General features: G+C 36.1%; 13 protein-coding genes. 10 read left to right on the forward strand and 3 right to left on the reverse strand.

Features of this window, described 5'->3' with window-relative positions; translation table 11 throughout:
- Positions 1 to 689 precede the first annotated feature (689 nt).
- From yidC to IPJ80_00555, 5 genes are all read left to right on the forward strand, one after another.
- A complete protein-coding gene (yidC, locus tag IPJ80_00535) occupies positions 690 to 2,510 on the forward strand; it encodes a membrane protein insertase YidC (protein ID MBK7911968.1) in 1,821 nt (606 codons plus the stop codon).
- Between the two features lie 65 nt (positions 2,511 to 2,575).
- Positions 2,576 to 3,052 (forward strand): hypothetical protein, encoded by a 477-nt coding sequence (locus IPJ80_00540; protein MBK7911969.1) that lies wholly within the window; start codon positions 2,576 to 2,578, stop codon positions 3,050 to 3,052.
- A 32-nt stretch (positions 3,053 to 3,084) separates the two neighbouring features.
- A complete protein-coding gene (locus IPJ80_00545) occupies positions 3,085 to 4,128 on the forward strand; it encodes an NAD(P)-dependent glycerol-3-phosphate dehydrogenase (protein ID MBK7911970.1) in 1,044 nt (347 codons plus the stop codon).
- A 102-nt stretch (positions 4,129 to 4,230) separates the two neighbouring features.
- Entirely contained in the window at positions 4,231 to 5,250 is a 1,020-nt protein-coding gene (locus IPJ80_00550; GenBank protein ID MBK7911971.1) for a hypothetical protein, read from the forward strand.
- 29 nt (positions 5,251 to 5,279) lie between these two features.
- Entirely contained in the window at positions 5,280 to 5,801 is a 522-nt protein-coding gene (locus IPJ80_00555; GenBank protein ID MBK7911972.1) for a hypothetical protein, read from the forward strand.
- Here IPJ80_00555 and IPJ80_00560 read toward each other — a convergent pair.
- On the reverse strand, positions 5,798 to 6,403 hold the full coding sequence (locus IPJ80_00560; GenBank protein MBK7911973.1) for a tRNA-(ms[2]io[6]A)-hydroxylase: 606 nt from the start codon (positions 6,401 to 6,403) through the stop codon (positions 5,798 to 5,800). The two genes, IPJ80_00555 and IPJ80_00560, sit on opposite strands and share 4 nt — an antisense overlap.
- The gene (locus IPJ80_00565) at positions 6,382 to 7,461 is read right to left on the reverse strand and encodes a hypothetical protein (GenBank protein ID MBK7911974.1); all 1,080 of its coding nucleotides are present in this window, start codon (positions 7,459 to 7,461) and stop codon (positions 6,382 to 6,384) included. The genes IPJ80_00560 and IPJ80_00565 overlap by 22 nt, the downstream gene beginning before the upstream one ends.
- On the opposite strand from IPJ80_00565, the gene IPJ80_00570 reads away from it, so the two are divergent.
- The 5 genes from IPJ80_00570 to IPJ80_00590 all read left to right on the forward strand — a co-directional run bounded on the left by IPJ80_00570 (position 7,460) and on the right by IPJ80_00590 (position 13,301).
- Positions 7,460 to 9,613: a S9 family peptidase gene (locus IPJ80_00570; protein ID MBK7911975.1), complete on the forward strand. Its 2,154-nt coding sequence runs from the start codon at positions 7,460 to 7,462 to the stop codon at positions 9,611 to 9,613. The genes IPJ80_00565 and IPJ80_00570 overlap by 2 nt on opposite strands.
- Positions 9,614 to 9,654: 41 nt before the next feature.
- A complete protein-coding gene (locus IPJ80_00575; protein MBK7911976.1) occupies positions 9,655 to 11,025 on the forward strand; it encodes a dipeptidase in 1,371 nt (456 codons plus the stop codon).
- Positions 11,026 to 11,110: 85 nt separating this feature from the next.
- Positions 11,111 to 11,695 carry an FKBP-type peptidyl-prolyl cis-trans isomerase gene (locus IPJ80_00580; protein MBK7911977.1) on the forward strand — a complete coding sequence of 195 codons (585 nt, stop codon included), beginning with the start codon at positions 11,111 to 11,113 and terminating at the stop codon, positions 11,693 to 11,695.
- Positions 11,696 to 11,864: 169 nt separating this feature from the next.
- Complete coding sequence (gene trmD, locus IPJ80_00585) at positions 11,865 to 12,545, forward strand: tRNA (guanosine(37)-N1)-methyltransferase TrmD (protein ID MBK7911978.1); 681 nt, start codon at positions 11,865 to 11,867, stop codon at positions 12,543 to 12,545.
- A 15-nt stretch (positions 12,546 to 12,560) separates the two neighbouring features.
- Positions 12,561 to 13,301, forward strand: a complete 741-nt coding sequence (locus tag IPJ80_00590) for a TIGR02206 family membrane protein (protein ID MBK7911979.1) — start codon at positions 12,561 to 12,563, stop codon at positions 13,299 to 13,301.
- Between the two features lie 18 nt (positions 13,302 to 13,319).
- Here IPJ80_00590 and IPJ80_00595 read toward each other — a convergent pair whose 3' ends face one another.
- The gene (locus tag IPJ80_00595) at positions 13,320 to 13,742 is read right to left on the reverse strand and encodes a TonB family protein (GenBank protein MBK7911980.1); all 423 of its coding nucleotides are present in this window, start codon (positions 13,740 to 13,742) and stop codon (positions 13,320 to 13,322) included.
- Positions 13,743 to 13,745: the final 3 nt, after the last annotated feature.

Consider the following 13,745-nt stretch of genomic DNA (forward strand, 5'->3'; position numbering starts at 1 on the left):
ATAAATTTATATAATATAAAAGAAAACCAGCAAATTGAAGGCAAGAATTCCATGTTCATATAAACAGCTGAATTACAGTCACTTATAAAATATTAAAAATATTTTTAAAAATTCTTGATTTCAAAGCAGCATTCCAGGCATTTGGTGGGTCTTAAAATGGTAGCCGGTTATTAAGTGGAATTGTTTGAATAATGAAATTAAAACCAAATCTATCATTTACTGAATTAAAAGGTAGTGATAGGTAAGGTTCGCTTCAATATCCCGGGTATTGAAGCATATTATTAAGGATTTTTTTAAATTTTATACATTACCTACTACTGTCTTAGAAACTATCCGCCCACAGGGACGGGTAGTTTTTTTTTGCCTATTCCGCATTTAATAAATTTTAAGCTAGCCCACCAAGGCATTTTATTAGGCCGACGATAGTTTGCCAGCCCTCCTAAAATAAATTATATTATATATAAATATACTATGTAAATAACTGTTTATATATAAATTAAGCCAATTTTTGGCATTCTGCTTCTTTAAAAATGAATATTTATACCCTTTTGGGATTTTTATAACAGCTTCTTTTGTTTATACATTAACAAATTCTGTTAAGTTCTAGCATTGGAATTCGATTACGACTCCTCCGCTTATAATAACATAGAGTATTGTAGCTTTGCCCCCCTTAAACCTTCCTGAATTATATGGAGCGAAATCATATCATTGGAATTTTATTAATCATTGCTGTATTGTTTCTGTGGAATCAATATTTTTTTCAACCTGAAATGCAGGAGCAATTGAGAAAAAAACAAAGTCAGGATTCCATAAGTCAATTGACAAAAGCTAAACCTGAAGAAGCACCTGTTAATCAAGGTAACCCAATTGCCATTACAGATACTACCAAGACCTTAAATGATTCAGCAATTCAAATACCCACTAAAGAAGTTATCCTTGAAAATGAGCTGATTAAATTAAAATTTAGTTCGAAAGGTGCACGAATTTTAGAAGCAACAATTAAAAATCATTATAAAATTAATGTTGGCGCAGATGGGATCGAACAAAAATCACCCTTAAGTCTGTTAGAAGATATCAAAAATGATTATGATATCAGGCTCAAAACAGAATCGGGAGAGCTGTCTACAAAAAATTTAAATTTTGAAATTAATCAGGCCGATCCAAGTCAAATTCGTTTTACTGCACAAGTAAACACAGGTGGAAGCATTGTAATTAATTACCGCTTATTGCCTTCTGAATATCAATTAGAATATAGTATCCGTACCGAAAATCTTAAATTAAAAGAAGATCTCGTTATACATTGGGAAAACTATTTGGACAAACTTGAGCGCAATACGAATTATGAAAAATACGCCAGCACGGTTTATTTTAAAGAAAAAGAAGAAAATCCGGATTACTGCTCTTGCCGAAATGATGATAAAATTGAAACAAATGACAAACGAGTTCAATGGGTATCACATTCCAATCAATTTTTCAACAGCAGTTTAATTTCTGAAAATGGTTTTAGCAAAGGTCGATATGAAACTGTTTTACTGGAACCCAATTCAAACGATTTAAAAAAACTGGTTACAGACTTAAGCATACCTGCCACGGAAGTGGATCAGAAGGAAGCTAAAATGAAATGGTATATTGGTCCAAATGATTTCAAAAGACTTAAATCATTTAATATTGAATTGGAAGATATTATATCTTATGGCTGGAGTATTTTTGGTAGCATCAATCGATATGCAATACGGCCACTCTTTGTATTCCTTTCCAATTTTATAGGAAATAAAGGTTTTATCATTTTGTTGATGACTTTTGTCGTGAAGCTTCTTGTTTTTCCATTAGCTTATAAAATGTTGCATTCTCAAGCGAAGATGACTGCTTTGAAACCAGAAATCGAAAAGGTTCGCAACAAGCATAAAGATGATATGCAAAAGCAACAAATGGAAACCATGAAAATGTACAACGAATTTGGTGTGAATCCGCTCGGAGGTTGTTTTCCTTTATTATTACAAATGCCAATCTGGATTGCATTGTATCGTTTTTTTCCGGCAACCATTGAATTTAGACAAGAGTCCTTTTTATGGGCTGCTGACTTAACATCTTTTGATGAATTTATCCATCTTTCCTTTAACTTACCTTTATTTGGAAATACATTATCTCTGTTTGCTTTCTTATGGATGATTTCAACCTTGATCTTCACATATTATTCGTCTCAATCCATGGATTTTTCTGCTAATCCAGCAATGAAGTATATGCAATATTTAATGCCGGTTATATTCTGGTTTATGTTTAATAAAACAGCTGCAGGATTAACTTGTTATATGTTTTTTAGCAATTTATTAAATATAGGACAAACGATCCTTGGGCGAAGTTTGCTGTTTGATACAGACAAGATACGCGGGGAGCTGGAATTGAATAAAACCAAACCACGTAAGAAAGGAGGATTTAGAGAACGATTGGAAACCATGATGAAAGAACAACAAAGACAAGCTTTGGAACGTGATAAAAAAACTAAAAAATGATTCGTTCGATACAGTTCATTTTAATTTGCTTATGTTTTTTTTCTACTTCTTGCAGTCGAAAAAACATGGAAAAAAATAAAAAAGTTGATGGGCCTATCATTCCATCTGCTTTACCGGTATTTAAACAAGTTTTTTCTCCAGAAGACACTTTATTAAGTAATACTGACACCTTGCTATTTTACCGTCGGTCTGCTTGTTTTGGGTTTTGTCCAACATTCGATTTTACAATTTACCAAAATGGCATTGTAAAATACGATGGAATTCAACATGTAGACAATTTGGGAACGGCTTACCGGCTGGCCAGTGATTCCTGGTGGAATCTGGTAAAAGCAGAATTAAGGAAATTTGATTTCTATAAACTTGCATCTGTGTATCCAATAGAAAAAGAACTATACATCCCTGATTTACCAAATACCATTATAACGCTTAAAGAAAATGGAATGCGAAAATCAGTAATTGACAATCACCATGCGCCAAAAGAGTTAAAAGATTTTGAAATTTTTATTGAGGCTCATTTTCAAGAATTATTTAATCATCGGTAATTTCAAAATTACCAAGAAGCAATTTCGATTGCATGACTGAAAAACATAGAGTTGTTGGAGTTATAGGTGCAGGAAGTTTCGGCACGACAATCGCTACTTTGCTTGCGCACAATACCGATGTAATCATATATGCCCGAAAGAAAGAAATCGTTGATAAAATCAATCAACAACACAGTAATTTAAATGTCAATCTGGATGTTCGCATTCGGGCTACCCAATCCTTTGAAGAAATCTGTGCAGAAACAAAGATTATTTTTCCTGTGGTGCCTTCAGAAAATTTTCGGGAAACTTGCAGCAACATGGCGGCTTATCTTACACCTGCCCATATTTTGATTCATGCTACAAAAGGATTAGATATTGCAGGCATTCCAATTGCGAATTTGGCCATGGTAAATATTTCCAGAAAAAATATTCACACCATGAGTGAGGTAATCAGACAAGAGACCTCTGTGATTCGGGTTGGTTGTCTGGCAGGCCCAAATCTTTATCGGGAAATCCTTGACAAACAACCGGCCGCATCTGTGATTGCAAGCGAATACGATGAAGTGATCAAAGCGGGATCAGATGTATTAGGAAGCCGACTATTTTATGTTTTCGGATCCTATGATTTGGTAGGAGCTGAAATGGCCGGAGCCCTTAAAAATATTATAGCACTAGGTTCCGGAATGTTGGCAGGAAAAGGACTTGGTAAGAATCTTGAAGCTATGTTGATTACCCGTGGATTACGTGAAATGATTGAATTGGGAAGAAGTGTAGGTGCAACTTCACGATCCTTTTTAGGGACGGCAGGAATTGGTGACCTGATTGCCACCGCAACCAGCACCAAAAGTAGAAATTTTAGTTTCGGTTACCGACTGGGCAAAGGCGAAAAACTCCAGGAAATTATACAATCCATGGATGAAGTAGTAGAGGGTGTGCGTACAGTTCGCATAGCAAACCAATTGGCCAAACATTATCACCTAAGACTTCCGATTATCAATATGATTTATAGTGTTGTGTATGACAATTTGGATCTTGAAAAAGCAATTCAATTTCTGATGCGATATCCGTATTTGCCGGATGTCGATTTTGTTTAACTGCTTGTCGACGATATGCGTATATTTATAGGTATAAATCCCATTTTTAATCTGATTAGCAATACTTTTGTTTATAATTTAAATTCATATAATTAAGAAATTATGGCAGCAATTAATCCAGGTCCCGGAATGGAAAAACCAAAAGGCTTTTGGAGTAAACCCGAAGGTGTTACAGGCACTGTGGTACTAGCAGGCTTATTAATAGGTGGTGGAGCAATTTTATATAAATACCTTCCTTATTTAATCAGCCTGACTCAAAACATGGTTTACCTGGCCGGAATGTTGTTGGTTTTAGGAGCCATCATTTATATGGTTCTTGATCCACGCATGCGTACCTTAATAGGCTACATGTATAAAAGCATCATGCGATGGATAACCGGAATCTTTGTAACCATTGATCCAATTGGCATCTTAAAAAATTACATCAGCGATCTTGAAAACAATTTGTCTAAAATGAGCGAACAAATTGGTGTGCTGAAAGGGCAAATAAAAAAACTCCAAAACAATGTTTCTGAAAATTCAAAAGAAATAGAAACCCAACTTCGTATGGCTCAGGTTGCAAGGACTCAAAATCTCGAAGCCCAAATGGTATTATCAACCCGAAAAGCAGCTCGTCTGCAGGAAACGAATGAGAAATACAATCATTTGTTAAGCAAAATGGATATTCTCAATAAGGTATTAATTAAAATGTACCAAAATTCAGAAATATTATTGGCAGACACCAGAGATCAGGTTAATTTAAAAGAGCAAGAGCGAAAAGCGATTCGTGCTTCACACAGCGCCATGAAATCTGCAATGAATGTGATCAGTGGAAATACCGATCAACGCGTATTATTTGATCAGGCTCTTGAACACATTGCAGATGATGTAGCGTACAAGGTAGGAGAAATGGAACGCTTTATGGAATTGTCAGAGAACTTTATGAACAGTGTTGATTTGCAAAATGGCGTATTTGAGGAAGAAGGATTAAAGATGTTGCAAGATTATGATGAAAAGAGTAAGCTGCTCTTTATGGGAGGGAAAGATGATAAATTTAAAATGGACAGTAAAATCCCAGAACGTGTAGTCGTGGATCGAAAAGATTCAGAATCCAACTCATACGATGGGATTTTCAATAAATAGATTTTTTTTGTTTAGGATTAATTAATATTATGCTATTGTATCTTGGTATTATTTGTGTTTTAGGCGGTGTTTATTTTTTATTGAGCAACTTCAAAATCATCCATAAAGATGTTGTTTCAAAAAAACCAATCGAAGCACAAAAAGTGGACAATTTTATTGTGCGCACTTTATCCATTTTACTTTGCTGCTTAGGGCTTTATTTAATCTGGCCAGAAAAACAAAATCCAGTGCCTGTGCCGGTTCAGACATCAGATACTCCTAAAAAAGTTTACGTTTGGGAACAAAGTGCACGAGACGCATTAACGAAACAATGTCTTGAAAATGGCAAAAGGACCGCCGAGGCATATCCACAGCTTGTGAATGATTATTGCAGCTGTGCCACAGATCGAATTACTGAAGCTATGAGCCCGGAAGAATACACACAAATTATTTCAAAATCAAAGGAAGAACAGGCAGCCAGCATACGTCCTCTTGTGCAATCTTGTGTGGATATTTTAACCAGATTGATTCAATTAAGCGAAGAGTCAAAAGAAGATCCTAAAAAAAATTAGTGCATTCGGTCCCCTCTGACATTTAATCCTTTTATTAAATTGGCTTCAAACTGAAGGAATTCTTGCCATCGTATCCGGATAAACTCTTTGTCTGAATACAATTCAGCCAATTCAAGAAACATCTTGTAATGACCCGCTTCAGACACCATAAAATGGTAATAAAATTCCTGTAGCTGGGGATCTTGCAATTCTAAAGATAATAAGCGAAATCGCTCACAACTTCTGGCTTCAATCAAAGCGCAACAAAGCAATTGTTCAACAAGTCTTCCATTTCTTGATCCTCCTTTTTTTAGAAAGCCCAACAAACCATGAACGTATTCATCTTTTCGTTGAAAGCCCAGTTTTAAATTTCGTTTTTTTAGTTCGGCGATCACCATTCGAAAATGCCCCCATTCTTCTGTTACAACCGGTGATACTTTTTCCACTAACTGTTCTTTGTCAGGGTATTGTTGAACTAATGAGATGCAGGAACTCGCAGCTTTTTGTTCGCAATATGCATGATCTGTAAGGATATCCTCTAAAGACATTGAGGCAAGATCTGTCCATCTTGGGTCAGTTGGCAAATGCAAACCCAATTTAGTTAGCTCCTTTTTTTGAGACATTCAAGCAAGTTTTTGAGAACATCCAAATAAATTATTTCAAAACGATCGGCTCCATTGGTCCAAATAATTGTAAATGCATCAACTTCATTTTTAGACAAATAATTTAGATCTTCTTTATCCAGTTTGTATTGAATTGTGATCAGCGTATTTCCAGTTCCTGCTTCGATTTCAGATGTATTTAATGCAAATGTTTCTAAATAAATAAAATCTCCATTTAAAAAGTCCAGACGTGCTGGATTTGAAGGATCGATACTCCCATAAATCTGTGAAGCTTTTGGTGAATGTAAAACAAACTTCAATTCCAGGTAATACTTCTTCTTGACTTCAATAAACCTGGCAAAACATTCTAAAAAATCTTGTTCCTTAAAATAACTACTTATCCTTGGATCTGTGTATTCAAAAAAACTGGAATATTCATTTGCCCAGATTGAACCCTCTTCGTTTTGAGTAAGCTGACAAGGCGAATCAAGAATCTGATCGTAGACCTTATTTGAAGCATGTGGGATTTCTTTATTTTTTAATACCTTAAACTCAGCACCAGAAGGTAGCTGCATTTTTTCGAGTGAAGAAAGTGCTTTGTTAATTCTCTTCAAGCTGATTTGTGCATCTGGATCTCTTTTATAAATGAGTTTTCTGGAATCGGATAATAGCATCAGATAAGCTTGTTCAAGCTTAGATAGATTTGCTGCCTTCAGGTTCAACTGTTTCAAGTTTTTATCCAATGCCGCTTTTTGTTTTTTAGATAGTTGCGAATCAACCAGTTGCGCACGAATTTGTTCTTGTGTTATGTTCAGTTCGTGCTGTTGGTTTCTCGTTTGATAAATCCCGGCAATTAAACGTGTTTCCAGGCGGCTAAGCGAGTCGCCGGAACAAGCTGATGCATAAAGATTGCCGTAAAATCCAAGGCTTAAAAAAAAGGCTATTTTAAAATAGAAACACTTAAAATAAAGATACTTTGAAAGCACATTAACGATTGAAATTAATACAAAATTAGTGAAAGATCCCTGTAATCCTGTAATTTTGGCCTCTCTTTTCGAAAACAACAAGCATTTAAGCATGAAAAGGAATTTTTTTTATACAAGCATGGTGATTATGATTGGACTATTTGGTGCCTGTAAACAGCAAACTGCCCATTCTGGCCCTGAGGCTTCTGAAACAAAACTAAGTTATCCTGAAACCAGAATGGACACGGTTTTTGATAATTATTTTGGAAATAAAATCGTCGATCCATACAGGTGGCTTGAAGATGATCATTCATCTGAAACGATGGAATGGGTAAAATCACAAAATCAATTAACATTTTCAGTATTGGATAAAATTCCTTTCCGAAATGATTTAAGAAAACACATTGAAGGTCTATTTGATTATGCTAAATACAGCATACCAGAAAAAAAATCCGGTAGCTATTTTTTGTTTAAAAACAATGGACTTCAAAATCAGGATGTACTTTATCGCACCAATAACCTGAAAGACAGTTTGCAACTCGTATTGGATCCCAATACACTTTCCAAAGATGGAACCGTTGCATTGAGCGGTCATAGTTTTTCTAAAAATGGGAAATACATGGCCTGTTTAATTTCAGAAGGTGGTTCTGATTGGACTAAAATAGTGGTGAAAGATTTAGATCAAAATAAAGATTTAACCGATACAATCGATTGGGTTAAATTTAGTGGAGCATCATGGAAAGATGATGGTTTTTATTACAGTCGATATCCTGAACCCAAAGGCACCGGTGCCTTGTCAGCAAAAAATGAAAATCACAGTGTTTACTTTCACAAATTGGGCAGCCCTCAATCTGCTGATGCGCTAATTTACAATGATCCTAAAAATCCGCTGCGCAACTCGTATGCGAGCCTGACGGATGATGAACGCTTTTTAATATTGAGTTCATCAGAATCCACCAGTGGCAATTCATTGGCAATAAAAGATCTTGCGAAAAAAAATAGTGCATTTCAATGGTTGGTTAAAACTTTTGAAAGCGACTACAATGTCATTGGAAACTCCGGAGATACTTTATTTATTCATACCAATCACGAAACTCCTAATTGGAAGGTGTTTGCTGTTTCTATGAAAACTCCAACAGCCGACAAATGGTTTCCAATAATTTCAGAATCAAAAGATGTATTGCAATCTGTCAATTTGATTGGTGGCAAACTGGTTGCCGTGTATATGCACAATGCAACAAGTGTGGTTAAGGTATTTGATCTCAATGGGAAAGAATTAAAAGAATTGCAATTGCCGGAATTAGGAACAATCGGAGGTTTTAGTGGCGAGCAAGATGATCCCGAAGCATTTTATTCATTCTCCTCTTTCATTAGACCAAACTCAATTTATAGATTGGATTTGAATACGTATGAATCCACTTTGCAATATACTTCTGAAATTGCGGGTTATAATCCAGAACTGTATACTACGGAACAAGTATGGTTCAAAAGCAAAGATGGCACATCAGTTCCGATGTTTATCACTCATAAAAAAGATTTTAAAAAAGAAAGCAAAGCCCCTTGTTTGTTGTATGCGTATGGTGGTTTTGATATTTCATTAACTCCTTCGTTTGCAGTTTCCCGTTTGCCTATTTTAGAAAACAATGGACTTTATGTTGTTGCCAATTTAAGAGGTGGAGGAGAGTTTGGTAAAAACTGGCATGAAGCAGGAACCAAAGAGCGCAAACAAAATGTATTTGACGATTTTGCAGCCGCTGCTGATTATTTAGTATCTGAAAAATATACAGACCGCGACCATTTAGCAATTCAAGGCGGATCCAATGGCGGTTTGTTAATTGGTGCAACGATAACTCAAAGACCCGATATTTGCAAAGTTGCCTTTCCCGCTGTTGGGGTTTTGGATATGTTGCGTTATCATAAGTTTACCATTGGTTGGGCCTGGGCTGCTGATTACGGTACCAGTGATACAAAAGAAGGATTTGATTATTTGATCAAGTATTCACCGTTGCATAATGCCAAGCCGGCTGCTTATCCAGCAACCATGATTACTACTGCAGATCACGATGACCGGGTTGTTCCAGCCCACTCTTTTAAGTTTGCTGCGGCTATGCAAAAAGCACAGCAAGGCAATTTACCGATGTTAATCCGAATTGATGTCAGTGCAGGTCATGGCGCAGGAAAACCCACATCAAAGCGAATTGATGAAGCTGCAGATATATTAAGCTTTATGTTTTCTCAAATGAAGATTACACCTCAATTAAAATAAATTAAATTAATTAACGTTTAAACCTATTAAAATAAAATAATATGAACGCAAATCAATATTTAGAATCAAATAAACAACGCTTTTTAGATGAATTGCTGGAGCTTTTAAAAATCCCATCTGTAAGTGCAGATTCAAAACATAATGAAGATACCAAACGGTGTGCAGAAGCAGTAAAACAAGCTTTGTTAGACGCTGGTTGTGATAAAGCTGAAATTTGTAAAACCAAAGGACATCCGGTTGTCCTTGCTGAGAAAATAATTGACCCAAAATTGCCAACCGTTTTGACCTATGGTCATTATGACGTGCAACCACCCGACCCACTCAATTTGTGGACAAGTGGCCCTTTTGAACCGGTTGTGAAAGATGGAAATATTTATGCGCGTGGAGCCTGCGATGATAAAGGACAGGTATTTATGCATGTGAAAGCACTGGAATGCATGGTTAAAACCAATAGTCTTCCTTGCAATGTCAAATTTATTATTGAAGGAGAAGAAGAAGTTGGTAGTGCAAACCTCGACAAATTTTTAAAAGCAAATAAAGAGAAACTCGCTGCAGATATTGTATTAGTGAGTGATACCTCCATGATCAGTATGGAAAACCCTTCAATTGAAACCGGATTGCGTGGTTTAACCTATATGGAAGTTGAAGTTACCGGACCGAATCGCGATTTACATTCTGGTGTTTATGGAGGCGCGGTTGCCAACCCAATCACAATACTTGCAAAAATGATTGCATCCCTGCACGATAAAAACAACAAAGTCAAAGTACGCGGTTTTTATAGAGATGTTATTGAAATGACCCCAGAAGAACGTAAAGAATTAAACAAAGCACCTTTTAATTTAGAAGAATATAAAAAGGATCTAAATATTCAGGAAGTTTGGGGTGAAGATGGATATACCACATTAGAGCGCACCGGGATTCGCCCAACATTGGAACTAAATGGTATTTGGGGAGGTTATACCGGCGAAGGTGCTAAAACGGTTTTGCCATCAAAAGCGTATGCAAAAATTTCTATGCGTTTAGTACCTAATCAAAAATCAAAAAAGATAGCTAAACAATTTGAAAAACATTTCATGAAAATTGCACCTCCTTATGTAACTGTCAAGGTAACTGAATTGCATGGAGGCGAAGCTGCTGTTACACCAACAGATAGTGCGGCTTATAAAGCAGCTGCAAAAGCCATTGAAACAACTTTTGGTAAAAAACCAATCCCAACCAGAGGTGGAGGCAGTATTCCAATCGTAGCGCTGTTTGAAAAAGTATTGGGAATTAAAACAGTTTTAATGGGTTTTGGATTGGATTCAGATAATATACATTCACCAAATGAAAAGTTTGGTTTGTTCAATTTTTATAAAGGCATTGAAACCATTCCGCATTTTTACAAGAATTATTCAGAAACAAAAAAGAGCTAATCGTATAATGAAAACATTAAACAACATTTTAATTTTTAGCATGATTTCATGCTTAAGCCTTCAAGCACAAAAAAACAAATCAAACATGGATTCTCTCAGTTACAGTATCGGTATTTTATTTGGAAACAGTCTTAAACAACAAGGTCTTGATAAAGTCAATTCAAAAGATTTATCTGATGGATTGGAAGCAGTTTTAAATAACAAACCCACAAGCATCACAAAAGAACAGGCAACTCAGATCTACTCTCAGGCAATGTCTGCCATAGCAGCTAAAAAGAATGCAGGGGCCAAAGAAGAAGGAGAAAAATTTCTATCCGAGAATAAAAAACGTTCCGGAGTGATGACTACAGCCAGTGGACTTCAATATGAAGTGATTAAAATGGGTGACGGTGCCAAGCCTGGTCCAACAGCAAAAGTTAAAGCCCACTATCATGGCACACTCATCGACGGTACGGTATTTGACAGCAGCGTCGAACGTGGCGAACCGATTAGCTTACCAGTAAATGGCGTTATTGCCGGTTGGCAGGAAGCACTGCAATTGATGAATGTAGGATCAAAATACAAATTATACATTCCATACAATCTGGCATATGGTGAACAAGGTGCCGGAGCAGATATCAAACCATTTTCTGCATTGATTTTTGAAGTAGAATTATTGGGGATCGAATAAATTCCAATTTTTGCCAAATGTTCTCTTTTGAGAGAACCCATATTGCAATAATTAATTAATGGCTGTATCGTGTAGTTAAACTTAAAGCACGATACAGCCATTAAAATTTGAATATCTTTGATTTGATTAATAGGCGCCCGGTGAGAAACCTATTATTTAAGCTGTCAACATGCACATTTCCATAATTAGTTTATTGCCTGAATTACTAAGGAGTCCGTTGGAGCATTCCATACTCAAACGTGCCCGGGATAAGAAAATATTAGACGTTGAACTAATTGACCTAAGATCATTTGGATTGGGAGCATACAAACAAGTGGACGACTACCAATACGGTGGGGCTGCCGGCATGGTCCTTATGATTGAACCTTTGGTCAACTGCATTGAATCTTTAAAATCAAAATACTCATTTGATGAAATTATTTACCTGAGCCCTGATGGAGAATTACTGAATCAATCCATTGCCAATCAGTTGAGTTTAAAGGGAAACATCCTAATGATATGTGGCCATTACAAAGGGATCGATCAACGCGTAAGGGATCATTGGGTTACCCGTGAAATCTCTATAGGCGATTATGTATTATCCGGTGGTGAATTAGCAGCCTGCGTTTTAGTAGATGCGATTGGCCGTCTGATTCCAGGTGTTTTAAATGACGAAACTTCTGCATTGACAGATTCATTCCAGGATCAACTGCTCGCTCCACCTGTTTACACACGACCTGCTGAATACAAAGGACTTCAGGTTCCAAACATTTTGCTGAGTGGCAATCAAGCTCAAATAGAAAACTGGCGTATGGAGCAATCCCTCCAACGTACTCAAGAACGGAGACCTGATTTGTTAAAAGAAGAATAAAAATTATCTTTAGGCATGGAGACATGGTATGAACTTGTATTTGGAAGCAGAACCGGTTTTCAGCCTTTTGGCTTAGAACATCTGATCCCAATCTTGTTTTTTATTTTGATGACTCTGGTATGGATTCGCTGGGCTCAAAACAAAGACAGCACCTTACAATTCCAGTCAGCCTGGTGGTTTTCAATTTCTCTAGGAGTTGCCGTTTTGTGGTGGATGGTATTTCGATGGTGGAATGGTCGCTTTGATATTCGTGAAGACCTCCCCTTTCATTTGTGCAATTTATTAACCCTGGTATTTCCAATTGCTTTGTATTATCGATCCCGTTGGTTTTTTGGAATCTTATATTTTTGGGTATTGGCAGGAACCCTACAAGCAGTAATAACCCCAGATTTAAAAGAACCGTTTCCTCATTTTATTTATTTTCGGTACTGGTGGATTCATTGCGGATTGATCAGCCTGCTCTTTTATGGCTTGATGGTTTTTAAATGGAAAATTTATTTTTCAGATTTAAAAAATGCATTAATAGGCGCCAATGTTTATCTCGCTTTTTCTTTGGTTGTAAATAACAGTACAGGTGGAAATTATTTTTTTTCTATGAGAAAACCAGATGCTGCAACGATGTTGGATTATTTAGGTCCATGGCCCTGGTACTTATTAACCGGTCAATTTTTAATGGCATTGCTTTTCTTAATGTTTTATTTGCCATTTTATGTGACACGTAAACGTGTGGGAATAAAACTAAAACCTGTTAAATAAGTTTAATTATCATCAATTTTAAATTTTATAAGTAAAATTAATTTTTGGAGATTCAAGTTTTTGTTTTTTAGGTTCGGTTTTTAAAACTGTATAATTAACGATCATCTCAGCAGATTTGATTGGAATTTTAAACTTAATATTAAAGGTCTTATAATAACGTACTTTAAGATCTCGGATTTTTTCAATTTTAAATTTTAATAGCTTCACCACACGGATGGCTTCCTCATCGCAGGAAGGAAATAAACTTGAAATTATCTTTGCATCGATTACATCTCCTTTGTAATTGATTTCTGCTTTCAACACAACCGTACCTTCAACTTTATGAGGAATCGCATCTTCTGGATATTTCAATTCTTTATAGATAAATTCAGTAATTCCTTTGGGCCCTCCCGGATAATCCGGTTGCGGAATAAAATTTCTATGTTTTTTTTCTTTTTTCAATAT

Source organism: Saprospiraceae bacterium, assembly GCA_016714025.1.
GTDB lineage: Bacteria > Bacteroidota > Bacteroidia > Chitinophagales > Saprospiraceae > Vicinibacter.